Genomic DNA, 20,124 nt, shown 5'->3' on the forward strand with positions numbered 1-20,124 from the left:
CAACGGAAACATCGGTGCGGCCCATAATCTCGGAGTCACCGCTGACAAAGCTGGTCCGAACGCGTCACACCGCCACCGAATGGTGGAGAATCGCCGCCGACAACGGAAACATCGGTGCGGCCCATAATCTCGGAGTCACCGCTGACAAAGCTGGTCCGAACGCCGTCATCGAAAGCCACACCGCCACCGAATGGTGGGCTCTTGCGGCCGAGAACGGCCACGCATCCGCTGCGTTCAATCTAGGCATCATTGCAGCCAGGGCGAGCGTCGCCGCCAACAAGCTCGGTCCCGACGCAGTCGTCGAAGGACGCACCGCCACCGGATGGTGGCTGCTCGCCGCAGAACGTGGCGACCCCCGAGCCGCATACAAACTGGGAAACGTCGCGGATCGGGCGGGTCCGAATACCGTCGTCGAGGGGCGCATCGCCGTCGACTGGTGGGTGCTCGCCCACGAACGCGGTGGTCCCGCGGCGTTGAAGGCCGCCTCCAATCTTGCAGCGGTCGCCGAGGAGTTCGGACCAGATGCCACTATCGGGGGACGCACTGCTTTGCAGTGGCGGCGTCTGGCTCGTGGTGAGACCGACGCCCCCACGGCGAACCCCTGAGTCCGGATGTATCGCCGTCACAGACTGATCGGGGCCCCGACACGGTTTCCGCGTCGGGTGCTGGTGAAGTGGAGTACAGATTCCGGGGCGTCGCTTTTGGCGGGGTCGGTGGTGGCCTGGCCGGCGACGAGGAGTTTGTGGTGGTCGGCTCAAAGTGGTGGGAGTACGCGGGCGCTGACAATTGCTGTTGAAACCGTTACGCCTCAGGAGCAGCTTCCGAAAGCACGAGTGTCCATTACAAACAGAGGAGCTATTTGCAGGATATGCGAATGACCAATTCACCACTCTAAGCAGATTTCGCGCTACCTTGCAGACAGCTCAGGGTCGACAGCGGCGTCCTGTTGATCCGTCGGATGCAACATGCAGTAATTCACTGGATAAGACCCTTATCGGACCTTGAGTTATTCGTCAATAACCATGGATCAGTCGGGCCTCAGCGTGCATGGAGTTACACCGCCGATCGACTGACTCACAGCGTGCACGATGACCGACCAGTGCAGGGGATGGCAGCTCGGCCCGCAAGATCCGGCTCAGCAGGAGTGGGCGGACGCCACGCAAGAAGCGTCGACCCGTCACCCGCAGTCCGAGTAGGCGTCCTCGTAGAGGAATTCGGCTTCTGCTTCACTGTAGCCAGTGACCTGCATCCTCTCGATCTCCTTGTACTTGGGGCCTTGAGCGAAGACCGACTGGCAGATCTGTTCGTACAAACCTGCGTAGTCCGCTCGGGTGGCTCCTGCTGGGAAGAGCCTGCCCTCGACCGTATCGGCGGTCTCGTCGTAGCGGCGCGACGCAGCAGCGGCCGAGCGTGGTCGCAGTGGTCCACAGTTGGGGCTGGTTCGTGCCTTGCTTCGAGCTTCCTCCATGGATATGTCGAGCATCGAGTGCAGGTACAAGGCGGCGTCCTCGACACAGGCGCCATAGCTGGAATCGGGACTCGTTTCGGTATCGCTCCTGTCTTCAAACACGGCCCGTCCCAGCCAGATCCCGACCCCGAGCATGGCGAGCACGCCCAAAACGATGAGAACATTCTTACCGCTGGTGCGCATAGTGTCAGAGTGCCTTCCGTGTTCGGTCCACCTCCGTATCGCTGACGGTGATGGTGAGCGTTACCGCATCATCGTCGATGCAGCCCGGTAGGCCAGGCCGCTGATCAGCTGGTGAAAGCTGCGAGAGGTGGTGCAGTGTGGTTCGATCCGGACATGGGAATGGCAGACAACATCCGCAAGAAGCAGGATGCCGAGCGTGCTGTAGTGCAGCGTCGCAGGAAGCAAGGCCTTGAGCTGTTCGATAATCTCGTGCGGGTGTTCGATCAGCTGGCACCGGAGGTAGCGCAGGCTTTGATCGAGTTGGGGGTCAAGCCAACCGAAAAGGCCGGCTTCATGAAGCGTGGGTGGATGTTCGACTACAAAGTGGACATCCTGGTGCGGCCCGATGGATCGTGGGATCTTTGGAGCTCGCACCTTCACCAGAGCCGCTCCCGAACCGACCTGCGTGAACACTGGGAAGGTCACTACTCGACGCACGACATAGACACGAACGTGAGTCTGCAGGCAGTGCGGGGCGTCTTCGAACGACAGGTGGAAAATCACGCGAACGCGGCTAGTCGCCGTTAGCCATCCCCATCGCGGCATCGAACGAGCGACGCGAGACACGCGGGCAGGTCGACGTCATCGACTACGACGGGAAGTTATTACCAGTCTTGACTCAAAAATGTTGCAGCACAACATATACAAAGGGTTACTGGTAACCCTGCATATCAAGAGTGGTCGTATTGCTACGCGCTCCGTGCAGGCGGGAACAGCTGCAGTCAGAATCCCGTGACGGCGACGTAGGTTGTTGGGGCGGACTGGTTCTCGGCCCTGGTCGGGGCACCAGGATAGACGTGCCGCCGCCGACCACTGACCGTCACGTTGTTCGGACATCGTCATCTCGTCGAGATGGCCCCTGCCCTCGGTCTACGTCGATCCCACACTGGCGCAGTCATTGCCGATAACCTCGAGAGTGAGCAGACCCCCTCTCCGGTGGGGCGTATATCCATGTCTGTTTACGACGAGAGCAGGAGTAGAAATGCGGTTCGACTACTCGACCATGACGGAAGGGTTTCGCAGTGAACGACCGATCCCTCTACCAAGCCCTCCGGAGCTGAACAAGACCGGTAGCGCAGTCATATGGCTGTCCAGCGTCGCGGTCTACTCGTTCGGGGTGATGTTCTCGGTGTCCGCGTTGACCAAGCAGTCGGATCTAGGGCTGATTCTCGGTGCCGAAGAGCACGTGGACTCCGCGCTCTATGCGTCGATTCTGTTCGGAGTCGAGCTGGGAGACGGAACAAAGCTGACGATCGATCGACGCGCCCCGCGAGGAGTCGTTCTGGAAGTCAGGAGCTCCAACGGCAACTTTGGGTCGCTGCACGGCACCATTTTTCTCGGCCCCGTTCCGCCTCCCGGACCTCTGCGCATCGTGACCGCGATTCCCCGGCTCGGCGTATCGGAAGCGACAGTCACCATCGACGGCAATCAGATCATCGAAACGTCCGAACAGGTCGAACGCCTATGGACGGCACCGCCGCCGTCTCAAGGGTTGGGCGGAGCGGGTCTGCGCGGTGGCAGCTGGTTCAGCCGCCTCGACTGACCGGAGAATGCTGGAAGGCCTACTTGAGATTCCAAGCCTTCCTCGATCGTCAACTGCCGCTACAGCTGGTCGCCAACGAACGCGGACGCACCACTTTTTGACGCCTGTCGGCCGGGATGCGGCCACGCTCTCTGATTTCATAGCCTTGGTCGGATGCCCACTGGCGAATCGCCCGACCCTGCTCCACCGTTCGCGTGGCCTGGCCAGCTGCACCTATTCGGAAGACCTCACAAGGCCTTCGACTGTCTCAGGTGCCGGGCCGGTCACCTGGACCATCACCCGTCCGGTCGCTCGATCGGTCAACGCTGTGGTGCACACTCCGCGGGTAGGCGACGTCAAGATCGTCAGTTCGGATTCGCTGGTGACGCCCTCAGCATCGAAGTCCTCGGAGTAGACCGGGACTGCTTCCTCTGACTCAGACTCGACAGCTTTCGTCACCAATACTTCCTGTTCGTCACGAGAACCGAACGTAGTGCGGACCGTTGCTGCACCGTCGTCACCGCATTCGACAGTGGCAACTATCGCGGCGTCCGGGCCGGATACCGTCGGGACTGCAGTGTCGTCGACCGTGCAACCGGCAACGGACACGACGACTGCGATGAGGCCGACAAGCCCCCGCCGCCGATCTCTGGTCTTGTTGATCCGTAAGTTGACGATCGCGCACTCCTTAGTCTGGCTAGATGCCCCGTGAGTACCCGTCCGTTTGACGTACTTCATACCATTTGTGCGGTTTAAAGGACTCAAACGACCCAGGGCAGGGTCTAGCCGGCGGCATTCCAGCATGCGCCTCCGTGCGACTCATAACCAAAGACCACGGGATGGAACACCCAGACTTCAGAGCAGGAAAGCTGGGTCTGGTCCCGTTCGTGAAGCTGTTCTTTCAGCTGTCCGATGACGCGGGGCCAGCCATATCCGAGATCGTCGTCGGCCCCGGCCCGGAGCAGAGCTTGCGAGTGGATGCCGTAAAGAGGCTGTTGGACAAGATCGGATGCTCGGGCACACGCGTGAGACGGTCGAAGGCACCCTTCCGAGGCTGACCCAGGGAACGGGCCTATTCGGACGGACCGCGTCATACTCGTAACCTGATCCCGCACACAGAACTCAACGATTGACTCCCAATACAGGTCAGTGAGCGGCGTTAGAAGCCTCTTCGATGGCGGACGGAATACGACCGCGATCGCTGATCTCGTAACCCTCATCTGCCGCCCACTGTCGAATCGCTCGCGTCTGCGCGGGATCACGCTTGGCCGGTATCGCGGGCGTCGCCGCGCCGGCGGGGGATGGCTTACGCTTACGGCCACCGACACGTACCGCGTGCTCGATGTAAAAATCGAGCTTCTTGTGAAACTCTTTGGCGTTCTTCGCTTTCAGATCGATCACGTACTCGACACCGTTGACTGCGAATTCGATCGTCTCGCCGGATTCGTCGTCGATGACGGACCCGTCGATATCGTCCACCAGTTGGGTTGTCACTTGTTTGGCCACAGCCGAAAAACCTTTCGATCACAATTTCACGAACTCGATAACGGCCAGCGTAGCCAACAAACGAGTTGCCTAGCTGCAACCGCCCTTTCACCGGCGAAGATTCGCGCCGCAGTGTCCCGTTTCCGTTCTTCAAAACACACGTTGAGCGGTCGATGTGAGCGGCGATAGAATCGCCCCAGTCCGAAGCAGCTCATATGTGTGCGACTCGCCGGAGGGGATCAAATTGTCCGAACCTGCAACGCCGTCGGCGGACAACGACTGGCTCGTGAAGGAGCTACAGAGGGTCCAGGACGAATGCGTTCACAACCCTAGAGACGACTGGTACACCGAGAACGACCTGGTCGAGAGTGGATACCGCCGCGAGGCCCTGGTCGATCTTTTCGGAAAACCGATTCCAGGACACGACGGGATCATCGGATGGACCGTCTCATCGGTGGCAAAGATCGAGCAGACCCGGTTGGCCCCTGCCTACGAGCTGCTCCAGTCGGCTTTCAGCGCGTTCAACGACGCGGCCGACACCATGACCTCTCGCGCGATGTATAGCTCGTTCGATTCATAACGTGTCCGAGCATCCGATGCATGCCGGGAGGTAGGCACGCATCGCATCAGCAATTTCGTCCAATCTGCTACGATTCAAATACGTTGTCCACCAGCGGTTTCAAGCCGCTACTGGTAATCCCGCATACCAAAACTCGTCGTATTGCTTAGCGCTCCGCTGCTGGCACAAGGGCACCGCCGTCAGGGTTCCCTGACGGCACCGTGGCTTGACATAGAACCCGGCTATCTGAGCCTGCGGCCGCGCACGGAGTTATCCTGCCGCGACAATTCGGTGCCTCACAGCTTGTTTTCGTTCGGGTCATCCAACGGGCGGGTGTCGGGATTACCTGGCCTTCGTGGGGGTTTACCCTCGCGAATGACCTGGTCTTCGCCTTTTGGGCCATCGAGCCGGTTGTCGCCGCCAGCACCGGTCGGGGATAGTTGTGTCATGACTGTTGGCGCTCATCCTTTATTGTGATTTCGGTCGGTTGTGGTGTCGTCTCGGGCCCGTAGGTGACGGATAGTCCAGCGAAGATGACTGCGGCCACCACGAGCACGACGAGCCACGTAAAGTAGGAAGCGACGGACTTTACAGACGCGGCCGTCGCCGTTATCCCAGACTGCCATTGGCGTGCGTAATCCAACTGCAGGTCACCCTTGGCAGGCACATTGTTGCGGTCCGACGGGTACACGTAATCGTATGATGTACGACCAACGTTGTAAGCCACTGTCTTTGGCAAAAAGATACATGCTGCGGCAACTGCCGCTGCGGCGTAGCTACCAAGGGCTAGGTACGCGAGAATTGGTTGCTTGCTGGCGTCGTCGAATCCGAAGAATGCTGCCGCCCCTGTCGCGATCGCCAACACCACAGTCGCGTTGGTGCGAAACGATGGAATGACCGCCTTGATTTCATCGGCTGCGCTCTTCGACTCGTTGTAGAACAGCTCGACTGTTTCTGGGTCGTAGTAGCGTGGTAGTTCCGTATCACCGGCTCCGGCGGCTTCTTTGTCGTTGCCCATTCGCGACCTAATCCTCTTACAGGCGGGCACGTCGGGCGTGCCTGCGATCCCAGAACCCTACGCCCAACTTTCCTAGAAATGTCTGGAATATCTGCACGTATGTATTTTGTTCTGCTGGCAAATCAAATGAACCAAAGTGATGCTGACCCATCCAGGGGCTACGACTGTGTCAACCACGGCTACTGAGGGGAGCGATTCGGCCGCGATGGTCCCGCGGATCTGAACAGCTACCGGTAACTCTGCATATCAAAACTCGTCGTATTGCCCAGCGTCGACGCCCGGTGCGGATAGACGACCTCACGTCTTCGAGGCAGCCCCATAAGGCGGCCCACGACTGATCTCAAGCCGGTCGACGCACCGTCAGATGTCCCGCTGCTCGGGAACTCAGTAGAAGCGCGACGATGAGAACTCCGGGCAGATCACCGGCCCAGTAATGGATTCGACGATCGCAGATCTGCTGCAACCTGCTGGTGGACACCTGATCTGCTTCGAGAGTGGGCTCGCCTGATCGAGACCCCGTCGCGCGCAGCTGGTCCGCAGGCAAAGGGTTCAGCATCGTGCCGCAGACTGCTCGTCTGTCGCCGACGCTGTCGAGGGGCACGGAGATCGTGTGTAGGACGAGCCAACCGGCAACCGCCAAGACCACCAGGGTCGATCCACCGAGTACCGCCGAGAAGACCACACGGAAACTACGCTGCCCACGCTCCACCGACCACCAGCAATAGTTGATAGTGACGCCGATCAATCCCACAAGGATCAACCACCACCAGTCCGCCATTAGCAGTGCCAGATAGAGGCACGCTAGGAAAACGAGCCAGAATCCGGTCGTGTACCACCACGGCCGTCCCTGTCCGATCATGCGGGCTAGTGTCGTCATTTGCGCATCATGTCAGTCCTCGGCAGCGGGTGTTGTAGCCGTGAAACCCTCCGATCGAAAGGCGCTGCGCAGGCCTTATCCGGAGTTCGGAGTTCCGAGGCCCGGCGTCGTGATCGGTTGATAGGCAGAGAATCAGCGACGGCTAGCGAGGTGCTGTCTGCGATCGCGGCGACCATGGTTGCCAGCGTCCATCGGTCGGCGGTTGTATTGAGTGAGCTTGAAGCTCAGTCACTCCTGTGGACAGCTGCCTCGCAGTACTGCTCGCCCAGTCGTCACCTTTCCAGGAGAGCTTGAGTGTCGGTGACGTACCGCCGGAGATTCGTTCGCACAGCTGGCCTGCCGCAGTGGCCTCACAGTATCGAGACAGGCTTTCCAGTGTCGAGCTCGCGTCCTCGTCGCATGCATCGCAGCCACAACTAGGTAGGGCAACGTGTTCCCATGCCCCGATATCGAGGTAGAGGCCGGGAAAGGACGTGAACGCAATGGTCAGCGGTGCCTGATCGGCTAGGGCAGGGGTGAAGTGCACGATATCAACGACCATCACCGCCGTGGACTCGCGCGCCTGGGGAGGGACACTGTGGGTGACGGTTACCTCGAATCTTTGTTCCAGGTCGGCCACCAGCGCGCGCCCAGCGGCGATGAGCGGTTCGAATCTCTGCGGGTTCGTCACCCGCCCGTATGCCGCCTCCGGTATGTCGTCCACAGTCGTCACCCTATTCGACGTGTTCCACCAGCTCTCTCCGATATTCGCTTTGACGTCGCCGAAACCGGGCTGATGCTCACAGTCAGTTCCCACCGAGCCCAGGGCGTTCCCTCCACACGATGGTCCGAACTGACCCTTCGACGTCGGCCGGACAACCGTAACGACTCATGTTGCACCGAGACTCCGCCATGCAGTTCTGACGAAAATGATTGCAGCAGAACAATATGCAGCACTTTACTGGTAACCCTGCATATCAAGACTGGTCGTATAGCTCACCCGCTCGCACAGTCAGAAGCAGTTCTACTGTCCCGTACTTCCAAGGCTGGCGGAGCTCGCGTGCGATAACTTGGTTTGCGGCTGCACGCTAATCGGGCCGACGGTGGAGGCGGGTATGGAGTTCGTAGAAGGCATCGATCCGGACGAGCCCGGAGTCCGTCGCGTCCCTTGGAGCAGCGTGGGTGAAAATCCCCCCGAGGTGCGCGCTCACATCGCTCGCAAGGAAGCCATCCGCGAGCGGAAGGCCAACCGGCGGGATGTTCATCCCCAACGGAAGCCACCCCTCGAAGACGAGGGCCTACTGGTCGAACCCTCTGAGAGGTATCCGTTCTCGCTCGACGCCGCGCTTCTCGGCGGAGTCCAGATGCAGATCGATCGGCTGCGCATCTTCCGAACGGGTCTCCAGTTCGACCTTTCTGCGACAGCCGTTCACGATGGCGGTGGTTTGTTGGGTGACCGTCTCAATCTGAGGCATCGCGTGCGTCCTCCCGCGAGGCACCGGATATATCTAGGTCTCGTGCTTTCCACAGGCAAGGTGGTGTCCAACAAGAAGAGCTTCGCGTGGGATGCCCCCGAGGACGACGACGCAACGACCCCATGGCTGTACGGGGGACGAAGCTACAGCCGTCCAACGGAGACCGGTGCAACGTATTTTCTCAGCCCCCTCCCCGAATCCGGACCGATCACGTTTTCCATCGCCTACGAGGAACTCGGACTGAACACCGCCGCGAGCGTGTCGATCGACCTCGAACTCCTTCTACAGGTCGAAGGACCCGGCACCCGATAGCAAGCTTCTGCCGCGGACGGCTCGAAATGCGCGGAACGGTCACTGCCGTGTACAGGTCGATCTGTCTGGCTCGATCCTCCCTCGCTAGCTCCTGGTATATCCGAAAAGCAAAGTGCTGCAACAATATGCAGCACTTTGCTGGTATCCCTGCATATCAGAACTGGTCGTATTGCTCCGCATCCCGCAAGCCGATGTGTGAAGCTGACGCTAGGGTCGTCTCCGTGGCCGGAGATACTGAACCTGTTCTGCACACCTCGGGAATCGTCGAGGTCGACCACGATCAATTCGTGGTCTCGAACGACGACACAGACACTCTCGACGTGCAGGCGAAGGGCACGTTGATCGAGGTTGGTCCGGGATTTCTGGCCACGTACACGGGCGTGTCCTATGGTCCTGCTCGCGTGATGGTGCAGGTGTGGCAGGCAGAGCCTGCCGACGAGTACGACAACTGGGAAGTAGTCGAAGAATCAGTCATCACCGCGTCGGCCGCAATCAACGTGCGTTCACTGGAGGGGCGTCCTTCGGAAGGCTTGGGGCAGATCCCCGCTGGGTCCTACTGTGTTCGAGCACACGCACGTGGCCGCGACACGGCGACCTCGCAGGAGGTGACAGAACCGGTCGAGGACTACCTGCTTCAATTCTGGCCCACACCGCTCGATGACCTCGCCGAGCCACCTGTAGTGGCAACGCTGAAGAAGACGGATAGGGCGTGGTCCGACGAGCCGTCGAACGACACCGAACTGTGGCCGGACAGGTCGATGATCTATGCCCGTGACGAGAATGGTGTAACTCGGAAGGTCGACCCTGAGTCAGATCTCGGCCGCGCTGCCAGTGCGCTGACGCGGGCTTATGGTGGTCGACCGCTCGAGGGCAAGCTCACTGACCAAACGTATGCGAAGGCGTTGGCCTTCCTCGACCGACCACTGGTCGACTGGCTCGCACAGCAGGACGACGAGACGCTCGACGAGTTCAAGACCTTCTGCATCAGAACATGTTTCGCGGTCAGTGGGCTCGACAACTACCCTTGGGTCAACGAGTGGGCGGATCGGGCGATTGCGCAGCGCCGACTCGACGAGGACTACTTCGATCTGGCCGAACGTGTGAAGTGGGATCCGGCCATCCCGAAACGGATCGTTCCCGGCGTACCGGCCAGGCGCGAGTCGCTACAGCAATACGAGGCCGTGAAGACGCTGGCCGGGTTCTACGAGCCCGTCCCCTACGATGCGTTGCATCGCGCTCTGGAAACCTACATGTGGGCCCTGGACACATTCGGTATGGACGGATATGAAGAGTTCATCGCAACATTGAGGGAACGCTTCGAAATCTCGGATGAATAACGCCCCCAGGATGACTCCAGGAGTGATCTGCTCCGCCGCTACGATCGGTTTATGACGCAGCTTGCGGACCAGTGGGCGCGACTTCTTTCGTGGTGCGACGCGAACGCCCCTGTCACTGCCGCTGGACTCAACGCACCCGCCGATCTGAGAATTGTTCGATACGCCGAGAGTGCGACGGGTCGGACATGGACGCCAGAGTTGAGGGAGTGGTTCGCTCTGCACAACGGTAGCGACCAGGGCAACGTCTTCCCCCAGGTTCTGCCCGGCCACAGGCCGATGACAGTTGCCGAGCTCGTCGTCGACTGGCGTAGTCTCGTGGGGATTTGGGCGGAGACCACCACAGCGTTAGAGGAGATCGAGGGCCGACAGCTGATGGCAGATCCTGCCGGAACGACTGCGTTCACCTATCTTCCCAGCTTCATTCCGATCGCTGCGGACAACACCCGCTGCCGACTCGTCGTCGACACCCGCGACGGGGACGCCGCAGGATGCGTCGTGGGGTTCGCGAGCGATGACGTCGTCGACGAAGGCACCATGCGCTGGCCCTCGATCGGAGCGATGCTCCACGACGTCGCAGACTCCCTCGAGACCAGCAACCCGTGCAAAGGATGGGTTCCTGTCGTCGAGGGCGGCGAACTCTATTGGGACTTCCCTTAGACCTGCAGCGCCGACTGTAAAACGAAAGACGCTGCGGCACAGTATATACAGAGGTTTAATGGTAACCCTGCATATCAAGACTGGTCGTATTGATGAGACCTGCAATTCCAAAAGGTGAGGAGCGGCAGGTGTTTTTGCTTGAGTTCGAACATCGTTGGTTGGCACAGGACTTCGTCGAGGAGTCCAGACGACTGGGTGAGCTGGAGAAGACGAAAAACCAGCACTACGTACCGCAGCTGTATCTACGCCGGTGGGCGGTCGATGGCCTCGTGCAAATGACTGTCGTGGACCGGCGGCAACCACCTCTGGTGCCGCAGCCTTCCAAGGAGATCGGGAAGCGGAGAAACCTCTACAGCTTGCCACCAGACGACAGCACGATGGGCCCGCCGTTGCGATGGATCGAGAAACACCTGTCTCGAATCGAGGGGGAGTCGGAACGGCACCTGGCGGAGCTTGAGCGACACGGTCTCGGTGTTGTGACCGACGTCAAGCTCAAGCGAGATCTGTCGGTGTTCCTCGGCATTCAGATGACGCGCACTCCGAGCAACCGTGAGCGCGCTCTCGTTCTTGTCGAAGCTCCGGATCGAGCGAAGAGGCCGTTCTACCCCGGCATGTCGGACACGGAGTTTCAGGCGATGATCGACCGGACCGAGAAAGACCCTAAGCGCGAAGCGCTCAATCTGATGCTTCTCGATGTGCGCAACGTCGTTGCAGGCTCCCTGTTTCGGCGTGAATGGGCCGTTGTTGAGACCAATGGGCCACTGCTCACTTGCGATGACCCTGTGGTGCTCGTCGGTGGTGGCAACTTTCCTCGCGGCTTTGGTGGTGTCACTTTTAGCTCCGTGGTGATGTATCCGCTCAACCCGACGCGGCTGTTGGTGATGTTCATGCTGCCTGGGCGGGGTTCACGCGGTGGGTACGTCCTCGACGAACGCGAGACGTACTCAGTGAACTTGGAGATTGCTGCCGCTTCACATGCCGTGGTGTTCGAGCGCCCCGGTGACGAACTTGCTGAGCAGTTCCAGGTGCCGCCCCGCGCTCCGGTTGGTTACGACGCCGGCTTGTTGTCCCAACTCGACGATCATGCTGCGATGGTGATGATGCTGCGGGGTGCTAGTCCGCAGAGTAGGTGGGCAGATCTACATGATCCCCCGGAGTGGGCCGTACCGCGGTGGCACTCCTGACCTTTCGGCACACCTGCCCTCCGCGACCGTGTCCTAGGAGATCGCCCATCAGCAAATGCCGGAAATAGCTGGTACGCACGCTGCCGCACCCTGCCTAGAACAGCGCCGCCCGGACCACTACCACCGTCAACACGCTGACCCCGGAAGGTAACAGGATCATCGTCGAGAGGATGACCACGAGGCGGACGGTATCCGAGGTGGACCGCATGGCCTTCCGCACCGTCTTCCACGCATGCTTCGACCAGAGGTAGCGCCGTGGCGGCCGATCAGTGATACTCATGATTTCTCCTTGGGCGCAGCCGCTTTGGCCTTTTTGCGTTCGGCCGCCAGACGCTTACGGTTGGCGGTCTTTCGACGGGCTTTCCGCTCCTCGGTGCTGAACGGACCCTTGAGTCCGTAGTAGTAGTGGTCAGTGACCCCGTACTTCGCGGCCGCATCGGGTACTCGTTCGATCCGGGGGTCGAGCAGTTCGCAGTCGATGAGCTCTTGGATTCCCTTAGTCACCGTTTTGCCCGAGATCCCGTACCACTCCGACATCCGTTCTCGAAGGAGTTCGACGTCGGGCTTCTTGATGGTTTCCTTCAGCACGATCAGCAGGACCGCGAGGGCGGCGGGGCTGAGGGTGGCGAAGTATTGCCTGGTCCAGAACTCATCGGGAAGTGTGAAGTACCGGTTGAACCAGTCCCGTTCCCCGGCCGGGAACTGGTAGTCCTGCAGGCCGTCTTCGCGCCGAGGCTTGACCCGCGTCAGTCGACCCTCACGCTCTGATTGGACGAGTCCGTATTGCTTGAGGACCCCCCACGCGCGGGAAAGCGTGGAGGCGGACCACGTGAGGGCGTTGGCGGTTCCTGGTCCTTCTGCGGTCAGCGCCCGAATCCACACCTCGGAGTCGAGAGGAGTCTTGCGATCGTGCAACCACGGCCACCACGCCAGAACAAGCAAATAGAGCACCAGTGCGCGGTGGTGACGGTCTCGGGTCAGACGGCCAACAGTGCTCTCGCGGGGCTTGTCCGGGTCCGGTTGTTGGACGAGGATGGACCGGTTGACCGAGTACCCGCGACGTGTCCACGAGAGCATCGTTTCGCGCGTCTGGGTCGCCGACATCGTGGAGACCTCGACGGCGGCATCGGGGTCAACATCCGGTGCATCGGGTTGCGTACTCATGCAGGTAATGGTGCCACCAACGCGGCAACGGTCATTTCAGAAGTACGAGGCCCCGATTGCTGTGCGGTTCCATCAGTAACAAGCATGCAATACCTGATGCGATACCTCTGCGACTCCGATGCGACACCTCTGCGAACCGCCGCACCCCGATTTCTTCCTTCGGGGGGGTTGATTGTGGCGGTCGGTGGTCTCTGCAGCAATCTCAAATTTCTACTGCTTCTTCGATGCCGGCGCGCGCCAGAACCGCCTTGCCTGGCCTGAGTGCGGGTTCTGCAGAATTCGCCCGATTGGGAAAAGCCATGGCGGGGGTTGCTGTGGGGTGCGCGCATCGCGGATCCGTCCTGAAAATGTCCTCCGTCGTGGTTCGTCCGCAGCCCCACGTGATCCTGGTCGGTCGCGTAGTTGCGGCGTGACGAACAGATCGAATTCAGGAGGCGTTTCCGCAGCCCTGACGAGCCCGTCACCTGCCGATTGGACCTAGTGGGAGGGGAAGGGGCGGCGCGATGACTTCAGTGCCGCAATAGGCGACCTGTCCGCCATGGACGGGCGCAGCGGCCTCCTCGCAACAACAGTGCTACTACCGCGAGGGTTACCACCTCCAAACATCAGACATGACAGTGCTCGCTAGGCGGCCGGGTTGGTGCCGACGGGATCGAATGCGTTGATGGCCGTCGGCCTCGCTGGCCAACCGTAAATTGTTGTGAGACAGACGAATCAAACATCAACTTACATACTCTAAATTATCGGCAACGAATATCGTGTGCGTACACGGGGCTGCCTGCGCGCCGACACTACGGTCCACCTGGGCTGGCCGACTCATGACGAAAGTCGGATCCAACTATCGCCTCATACCACGATCAGGTTCCAGACGCGCTTGAGAAGCTGACGCGACTCCGGGGCGATTGGTTGCCCAGACGCAATTGCCCGCCGAGCAGTCGCCTCTAACTCGTGCAGAACCTCCGGCCGGATCTCTGTACAGCCTTCTGGCGCTCTTGGGTGCATGTCGATGATGGCAGCGATCCGTCGACGGGCCTCTGCGTTCTCGTATATCGCAAACTCAGGCTCGAAGTATTCGAAGCGGACACGATTCTCAGCGCGGGGATGGCGGTGGGCTGTCTCCGGCCAGCGAGAATCGTGCGGCATTGCGGCAACTCGCAACCGTGCGAGCATTGTCGTCGTATTCCTTAGGGTAAGTGAGCTGAGGTCGTCGACGGTTAGATCGTCCAGATCAGATTTATGACCCCGCAATACGGCGGCCGCCACAGTCACACATTCGTAACCGTAGCCGGAATAAACATCATCGGCTTCCCGTTGGGTGTGAAGCTCATCAAGTTGAGAAAACAATTCGGAACCACGAGGCTGCTCGATGAGGTTCAGAGCCTCGAGTATGAGGACGGCCTCCATAACCTTTGAGACCGCCATCCCGTCGGGCCCAGTATGGCCTTCTCGAGGTTGACGCAGGACCTGGACTAGTCCGCCGAGCTGATCAGCGAAGAACAGTTGGAGTTCGCGCTCGTCGTCGACTGAGCGCATCTCGATGCCCCCGGCGATCAGATCTCTACATGCGGCATCGTAGCGCCATCCGTAGGCCGTCAATAGGATCTCGTGGCGACGGATATACTCAGAACTGTTGCGTAACAATCGAATTGCTTCGACATCATCATCTCCGTCGATGATAATCCCGTTGACAGGTGCCATCAGTGCGTTGACGCGGTGATCTCGCATGATCAGGCGCTCCACATGGGGTGCGCCGTGGGCCTCCGCCAGGTCCTCCGCACCCTTGGTCAGAGCAAGCAACTCCTCTCGGCTCTCGGGCAGCATGTCGTCGATGGTTTCGGCCACCGCATAACGAGTGAGAAACCGGATGTCGGGGCTGAGTCCCTCACTCTCTGCTGCGTGCATCAGTTCGCGTGCTCTGTCCGCATGCCGCCGCAAGTATAAGAACGCAAGTTCTGCGCGAATCTTGGCCTCGGCATCGCTTCCTGCCATGGCCCGAGCTTGTTCCATTCGAGCCAGGGTTGTCAGCTCGTGGTCAGCAGGTTCACCGGCGGCTTGACGGCGTTCGACCAGCTGCAACGCAATAGATCCAACTCCGCCGGGGAACTGGTTGTATACGGTCGACACTGCAACGCCTGCTCGTCTTGAAATTTGCTTCACCGTCATGAACGTCGAACTGCCGCCAGTAGCGCGCAGCTCGCGGACCATGTCGTCGGCTGCTCGAAGGATGGCCTCTCGAGACGCCATTCGGCGCGTGACGCCCGATCGCTTGCGAGCGAGTCTGCGTCGTTCTTCTGCGTCCACGGCATCCTCCAACTTGGTTCAAAAGTCCACTTTGGCCTATGCAGCCAATTTGAACTCTGGTTCCATATTAGGAGGAGGTGATCACGGTGATCAAACTTCGTACCGCAATGTTGCTCTTCATCGCGTTGATTGTCGGCTTTGCCGCTGGGGCGTTGACCGTTTTTTCAGGTCAACACCCGGCCGCAGCTGTGCTGGCGGGAGGTGCCGCATTCGGCGCCGCCGTGTTGTGGCTGGACAAAGTCGTCGACAGATAGAACCTTGCCGGTGCTCGCGGGCTGTGACGCGAGGCTGGCGGGATACACCTGGGGGTGCGACTGTGCTCACCCGAGCGCGAACGCCCCAGTTTCGGCTTCAGCTCGAAACCACCCATAAACCCCGGTATGGGACACACCGATTGTCCGCTCAGCAGGTCATTCTGGCCGAAACCCAGCTAGTTCTCCAGCAGCTTGTCTGGGCGTCGGCGTCGGGTGGTGGAAGGATTGCGAGCGTGACGATTAGCGTCCCAGAGGGACAGCCCAGCCGCCGCTTCATGCGGTACGTCAGACCTCCCATCAAGGATGACGACGGTAATCGCCCGCTCTACCCATTGCGGCCAGCCACACGACCACTGAGACTCGGGATCGACGTCGTCACCATCCCCACTCCACCCACTGGGACCTTCTCTGCCTTCCTCGGCCGCGAAGAGCTGGACATCCAATTGCTGGTGCCCCGCGGAGCAGAGGTCCCCCAAGCTTGGGCACAGGTTCTCAAAGACCCACTTGTGCGACAGATCGGGTTCACCACTGTCGAGGAGGCCTCCCGCGAGCTCGACACCGTCCAGTTCGGGGTTACGACCGACTGCAAGAGGGAGCGCTCCCGGTATTCGGCCCACTTCTTCCCGATCTATCAACAGCTCGACGAACAGCTTGCGTCTCCTGACGCGGTCCCCCTCACTCTGACGGAGCGGAACCGGGCTGCGGCGTACGCCGCAGGCTCAGCCGCAGTTGGCATCGATGCGATCGTGAGCACGATGCCGACCGTCGGACGCTGCGACGTCGCGGACAACGACAGCGTCGTGAGTGTGACGCCTGATGACGCGGTCGCACTGATCGGACATCACCTGCGGACGTCGAACAACCCCGTCGTGCAGGTGCGTCGCGGCGGACTCGTCGGTGGTGGGTCGTGGAAGCAGACGGAGTCCACGGCGACGATCGAAAACTTCTACGACTGGGGCGTCGGCGCACGGATGCCGTACTTCGACTGCCTGCATCTGATCATCGCTCCACGGAGCGGTGATCCCGACCTTGTCGCCGCGGTCAACTCGATCCGCGTCCGACTCTGCCGCGCCACGCGAGCACTCGACCAACTACTCGCCGTCCTATCGAACCCGATCAGTGGCAAACAGAGCGCCGACGTCGTGGAGGCGGCAGCAGAAGCATTCGACCGACAACTGTTGTACCTGGCCGCGGCGTTCGACATATACGGCCGCCGCTATCTACTCCTGATCGACTCCACTCGAGATCCGAAGAAGTTCCGGCTCTCCCTCGATGCCGGCGGTTACATCGCCAATCACTTGACGCGTGAGTACCCCGCCGCCGCGCTCGTAGAGGTGGAACGGCTCCATGCCTACGCCGGGGTATGCAAGGTGCTCCGCAACCACATCCACGACGGCATCCTTCCCGTCGACCAGCATCCGGGGCGCGGCTACGGCAGCACCAAAAACATCGCGCTGAACATCGACGCAATGCCCGAGCTCCTCCCCGATGTCAACCCGAAGCTGGCGCAGGATCACTACGACAGTCTCGGCGTGTGGCGCTCGGACCCAGTCGAGGTGTTCGGCGACCGCACCACAGTTGCCGATCTAGCGACAACGGCAGTCACGCTGATGGGCGCGGGCACCGGGTTGATCGAAGCGTTCACTAAGCTGATCCTGCAGAACAAGCCAGCGGCCGCATCCGCACCGCATTCGATCCTCGGCTGCGTGCAGGGCCAGCCCGAGGACGTCGAACCGCAGCCTCATGCACGTGAGCTGTTCTACCGATCTCTGTTCGCCTGGCCTGATGTCTGAGTTGATCGATCCGACGCCGAGTCGAAAACGAACGATTTATCGAGGACACACTGCGTGGTCAAATCAACGACGAGATCTGAGGACTGACCCTGGGGAGCTGCGGCGTTAGCGTTAAACGGGGCAACAAGATTCAGTCAGTACGGAGGTCGGCAGCCGCGTCAGCGATGCGTTGCCGTGCATTCGCAGCGCGCTCGACGTCGAGCTCCTCTACTCGTAGACGTAGGGGGATTTCGGGGTCCATTGTGCTCATGTTGTAGACAAGCTGGCGGGAGGCGACCGCCTGGTGGCTTGACGTAGCCATTCCGTTCGCGCTGTCGATTATCTCGCGAACGATTTCGTTGCCCAACCTTGTTGCCTCAAGGTCCAAAGCTTTTCTGCGAACATGGATTTCGCGCGGTATGTTTGGTAACCGAATGAGAAAATCGAGTACAGCATTTGCGTTCTTTATACCAACCCATCCCGCGCGAGCGAGAGCCGCCAACCCTCCTGTGGCCGCGACGCCCTGGTATATCTCCATCCAGGGATTGAAGGTCACACTGGTTGTCACGAAGACCACGCGCCGAGACCATTCAAGTGGGCTCTGCAAGCCTAGGTCTCCTTCCGGAAGCTTCGCCAATTCGTAGTAGACCGACGAGAGAAACACTCGTCTCACATCATTTTGAGTTCGACTGAGCAACCAAAGGCTTGGATTAGCTCCTAGGTCCACCGTGACCTGGACCGCGTTCCCCAGATCAGATTTATCCGCAAACAAGTCCGATGTCGCTGCATTGTCGGAAACGACGGAGGTTCTGTACGGCTCGCGGCTGGTCACGTGCCGGATGCTAGCACCGGACATCCATTGAGGTAGATGGACTTGCCTCGATATCGAGTGGATGATGCCAGGCGCAGCGGGTGGTGAAGTTTCAGCAGCGGCTCACAATTCTTGCCGTGCTTGCCCCGTGGCTATCAGCTCGCGGCATCTGCTCTCGCTCACCGGATGGATGCGAGAGCACGCGACTATGAGGTAATCTGATGGCGTTCGACCGTCGATGAGGGTCACGGTCGAGCGTCCATCCAGCAACAGCGCTGCGCCACACCATTATTCGGGTGTCGGTGCGATTGTGCTGTGGGCTGGCCGACGCTCCCTGTGAAGGCCCTCCATGTCGATTCCTCTCTCGCTCTCGCCGAGCACTCATCACATCTCGTTCACCATCGACGGTGGTGACCGTCGATGACCACAAACACCGTCTCGACCGCTGAGCTGCAGCGCCCCTCACAGATCGCAGCCGCCGCCTACGAACGCGGTCGCCGCGCCACCCTGGCGGCCGCACGCCGCCGCGGCCTGGCCGATCGCGCGCACGTCCGCCGCGAGGAGATCCGCACTCGGTCGCACTCCTACGAGCCGCGCAGTGACAGTCGAGCATTCGGGCTGTTCGATTCCGACGTGTCGTTGGTGCGGGCGGCTGCATATCTCGCCACAGCCGGTGTCGCGCATGAGCTGATCGCCGCGCAGACCTTCACCGATCCCGTTCAGCAGGAGTGGGCCGATGCCACCGTCGATCGCACGGCTGTGCATGAGGATGCGTGGCGGGAACGGTTGGTCGACAACGGTATCGACGATGCGGTGCTCCGGCCGGGTCTGTCACTGGACGTCCTGGAGTTGCCTGCCGAGCTCGACGGCCTCGACTTCGACGACATCGCCGAGCACACCCTCGACGTGTCCTCCACCTCTGCCGACGTCGAACCGCTCCGTCTGGCCGATCTCATGCTCGACACACCGCGCCAGGATCGCTCGTCGGACTCGGTCGTCGACATCACCGACCGGGTCGCCCGCGTCATCGAGCTCGACCGCGGCGTCGACGCGGCGGTCGAGGGTGGTGTGGACGCATGGTGACGAAGAAGGCGACCTCGAAGGGTGCAGGGTCCTCGTCGTCGATGGTGCCACTGATCGCGGTCTTGCTGGTGATCGTGTTGATTGCCCTCGGATACGGGTCATTGTGGCTCGGGCACGCGTCCAGCGACACCGGTGAGTCGATCCCCGGAAACCCGTTCGAGGCATTGTTCTCCGTGGCCGGCGGCACGCTGACGTGGCTGACCGTCTCGACGGTGATCTTCGTGATCGCGGTGATCATCGGCTCCGGTCTCGCCGGCGTCGGCGCGGCCGCCACGGCACCACGCGGCGGCAAGAACGACGTCGATGCCAAGGCCCGTCTGATGAGGTCGACCTCGAAACTGAGCGAAGTGACCGGCAAACAGGCCCGTGACCGCGCGAGAATGCTGCGCCCGGATCTCGCAGGCGCGGACACCCTGACCGACGCCGACATCGGGGTCATCGTCGGCCGCGCCGTCCAAGGCAGCCAGAAGGTGTACATGTCCTGGGAGGACATGCTCTTTTCGCTCGCCGAGCCTCGCATGGGTAAGACCGCGGCGCTGGCGACCGACGCCCGAGGACACTCCAGACCTGAAGAGATCAGCGTGATTGGCCGACAATTACCGCAGGTGGCGAAACTTGTTATCGCTGATTAGATTGCCGCCGAC

At 60.6% G+C, this 20,124-nt stretch carries 23 protein-coding genes; 12 read left to right on the forward strand and 11 right to left on the reverse strand.

The window, feature by feature from the left end; genetic code table 11:
* The first annotated feature begins 14 nt into the window (after positions 1-14).
* The gene (locus ASG84_RS10890) at positions 15-605 is read left to right on the forward strand and encodes a tetratricopeptide repeat protein (RefSeq protein WP_057477040.1); all 591 of its coding nucleotides are present in this window, start codon (positions 15-17) and stop codon (positions 603-605) included.
* 572 nt (positions 606-1,177) lie between these two features.
* On the opposite strand, the gene ASG84_RS10895 is transcribed toward ASG84_RS10890, so the two are convergent.
* On the reverse strand, positions 1,178-1,651 hold the full coding sequence (locus ASG84_RS10895) for a hypothetical protein (protein ID WP_057477041.1): 474 nt from the start codon (positions 1,649-1,651) through the stop codon (positions 1,178-1,180).
* Between the two features lie 135 nt (positions 1,652-1,786).
* On the opposite strand from ASG84_RS10895, the gene ASG84_RS10900 reads away from it, so the two are divergent.
* Positions 1,787-2,218 carry a hypothetical protein gene (locus ASG84_RS10900; protein WP_156399463.1) on the forward strand — a complete coding sequence of 144 codons (432 nt, stop codon included), beginning with the start codon at positions 1,787-1,789 and terminating at the stop codon, positions 2,216-2,218.
* Positions 2,219-2,672: 454 nt separating this feature from the next.
* A complete protein-coding gene (locus ASG84_RS10905) occupies positions 2,673-3,233 on the forward strand; it encodes a hypothetical protein (protein ID WP_057477043.1) in 561 nt (186 codons plus the stop codon).
* Positions 3,234-3,282: 49 nt separating this feature from the next.
* On the opposite strand, the gene ASG84_RS28535 is transcribed toward ASG84_RS10905, so the two are convergent.
* The 3 genes from ASG84_RS28535 to ASG84_RS10920 form a co-directional block, all read right to left on the reverse strand.
* Positions 3,283-3,420 (reverse strand): Lsr2 family DNA-binding protein, encoded by a 138-nt coding sequence (locus ASG84_RS28535; protein ID WP_442970916.1) that lies wholly within the window; start codon positions 3,418-3,420, stop codon positions 3,283-3,285.
* Positions 3,421-3,446: 26 nt separating this feature from the next.
* Positions 3,447-3,950, reverse strand: coding sequence for a hypothetical protein (locus ASG84_RS10910; RefSeq protein ID WP_235581616.1), 504 nt, complete (start codon positions 3,948-3,950; stop codon positions 3,447-3,449).
* Positions 3,951-4,358: 408 nt separating this feature from the next.
* A complete protein-coding gene (locus ASG84_RS10920) occupies positions 4,359-4,718 on the reverse strand; it encodes a histone-like nucleoid-structuring protein Lsr2 (RefSeq protein ID WP_057477046.1) in 360 nt (119 codons plus the stop codon).
* Between the two features lie 223 nt (positions 4,719-4,941).
* On the opposite strand from ASG84_RS10920, the gene ASG84_RS10925 reads away from it, so the two are divergent.
* Entirely contained in the window at positions 4,942-5,277 is a 336-nt protein-coding gene (locus ASG84_RS10925) for a hypothetical protein (RefSeq protein ID WP_200936546.1), read from the forward strand.
* A gap of 424 nt (positions 5,278-5,701) precedes the next feature.
* Here ASG84_RS10925 and ASG84_RS10930 read toward each other — a convergent pair whose 3' ends face one another.
* The 3 genes from ASG84_RS10930 to ASG84_RS28735 all read right to left on the reverse strand — a co-directional run bounded on the left by ASG84_RS10930 (position 5,702) and on the right by ASG84_RS28735 (position 7,947).
* The gene (locus ASG84_RS10930) at positions 5,702-6,274 is read right to left on the reverse strand and encodes a hypothetical protein (RefSeq protein ID WP_057477047.1); all 573 of its coding nucleotides are present in this window, start codon (positions 6,272-6,274) and stop codon (positions 5,702-5,704) included.
* A gap of 340 nt (positions 6,275-6,614) precedes the next feature.
* A complete protein-coding gene (locus tag ASG84_RS10935) occupies positions 6,615-7,151 on the reverse strand; it encodes a hypothetical protein (RefSeq protein ID WP_156399464.1) in 537 nt (178 codons plus the stop codon).
* Between the two features lie 142 nt (positions 7,152-7,293).
* Positions 7,294-7,947 (reverse strand): DUF6226 family protein, encoded by a 654-nt coding sequence (locus ASG84_RS28735; RefSeq protein ID WP_442970917.1) that lies wholly within the window; start codon positions 7,945-7,947, stop codon positions 7,294-7,296.
* Between the two features lie 298 nt (positions 7,948-8,245).
* Between ASG84_RS28735 and ASG84_RS10945 the strand changes: the two genes are divergently transcribed.
* From ASG84_RS10945 to ASG84_RS10960, 4 genes are all read left to right on the forward strand, one after another.
* On the forward strand, positions 8,246-8,917 hold the full coding sequence (locus tag ASG84_RS10945; protein WP_057477050.1) for a hypothetical protein: 672 nt from the start codon (positions 8,246-8,248) through the stop codon (positions 8,915-8,917).
* A 221-nt stretch (positions 8,918-9,138) separates the two neighbouring features.
* Positions 9,139-10,254: a hypothetical protein gene (locus ASG84_RS10950; protein ID WP_057477051.1), complete on the forward strand. Its 1,116-nt coding sequence runs from the start codon at positions 9,139-9,141 to the stop codon at positions 10,252-10,254.
* A gap of 51 nt (positions 10,255-10,305) precedes the next feature.
* A complete protein-coding gene (locus ASG84_RS10955; RefSeq protein ID WP_057477052.1) occupies positions 10,306-10,911 on the forward strand; it encodes a hypothetical protein in 606 nt (201 codons plus the stop codon).
* Positions 10,912-11,003: 92 nt separating this feature from the next.
* Positions 11,004-12,095 (forward strand): DUF4238 domain-containing protein, encoded by a 1,092-nt coding sequence (locus ASG84_RS10960; RefSeq protein WP_082520920.1) that lies wholly within the window; start codon positions 11,004-11,006, stop codon positions 12,093-12,095.
* A 94-nt stretch (positions 12,096-12,189) separates the two neighbouring features.
* On the opposite strand, the gene ASG84_RS27400 is transcribed toward ASG84_RS10960, so the two are convergent.
* The 3 genes from ASG84_RS27400 to ASG84_RS10970 all read right to left on the reverse strand — a co-directional run bounded on the left by ASG84_RS27400 (position 12,190) and on the right by ASG84_RS10970 (position 15,560).
* Positions 12,190-12,375, reverse strand: a complete 186-nt coding sequence (locus tag ASG84_RS27400; protein WP_073513598.1) for a hypothetical protein — start codon at positions 12,373-12,375, stop codon at positions 12,190-12,192.
* A complete protein-coding gene (locus ASG84_RS10965) occupies positions 12,372-13,259 on the reverse strand; it encodes a helix-turn-helix transcriptional regulator (protein WP_057477054.1) in 888 nt (295 codons plus the stop codon). Before ASG84_RS10965 ends, ASG84_RS27400 begins: the two co-directional genes overlap by 4 nt.
* Positions 13,260-14,105: 846 nt before the next feature.
* Complete coding sequence (locus ASG84_RS10970) at positions 14,106-15,560, reverse strand: hypothetical protein (protein WP_156399465.1); 1,455 nt, start codon at positions 15,558-15,560, stop codon at positions 14,106-14,108.
* Between the two features lie 77 nt (positions 15,561-15,637).
* Here ASG84_RS10970 and ASG84_RS27405 point away from each other — a divergent pair, with 77 nt between their 5' ends.
* Positions 15,638-15,814, forward strand: coding sequence for a hypothetical protein (locus ASG84_RS27405; protein WP_156399466.1), 177 nt, complete (start codon positions 15,638-15,640; stop codon positions 15,812-15,814).
* A gap of 233 nt (positions 15,815-16,047) precedes the next feature.
* Positions 16,048-17,607 (forward strand): hypothetical protein, encoded by a 1,560-nt coding sequence (locus ASG84_RS10975; RefSeq protein WP_235581617.1) that lies wholly within the window; start codon positions 16,048-16,050, stop codon positions 17,605-17,607.
* Positions 17,608-17,737: 130 nt separating this feature from the next.
* On the opposite strand, the gene ASG84_RS10980 is transcribed toward ASG84_RS10975, so the two are convergent.
* Positions 17,738-18,418 carry a hypothetical protein gene (locus ASG84_RS10980; RefSeq protein WP_156399467.1) on the reverse strand — a complete coding sequence of 227 codons (681 nt, stop codon included), beginning with the start codon at positions 18,416-18,418 and terminating at the stop codon, positions 17,738-17,740.
* Between the two features lie 399 nt (positions 18,419-18,817).
* Here ASG84_RS10980 and ASG84_RS10985 point away from each other — a divergent pair, with 399 nt between their 5' ends.
* Positions 18,818-19,480 (forward strand): hypothetical protein, encoded by a 663-nt coding sequence (locus tag ASG84_RS10985; RefSeq protein ID WP_057477057.1) that lies wholly within the window; start codon positions 18,818-18,820, stop codon positions 19,478-19,480.
* Positions 19,474-20,112 (forward strand): hypothetical protein, encoded by a 639-nt coding sequence (locus ASG84_RS10990; RefSeq protein WP_057477058.1) that lies wholly within the window; start codon positions 19,474-19,476, stop codon positions 20,110-20,112. Before ASG84_RS10985 ends, ASG84_RS10990 begins: the two co-directional genes overlap by 7 nt.
* Positions 20,113-20,124 lie beyond the last annotated feature (12 nt).

This window comes from Rhodococcus sp. Leaf278, assembly GCF_001426085.1.
Taxonomy (GTDB): domain Bacteria; phylum Actinomycetota; class Actinomycetes; order Mycobacteriales; family Mycobacteriaceae; genus Rhodococcoides.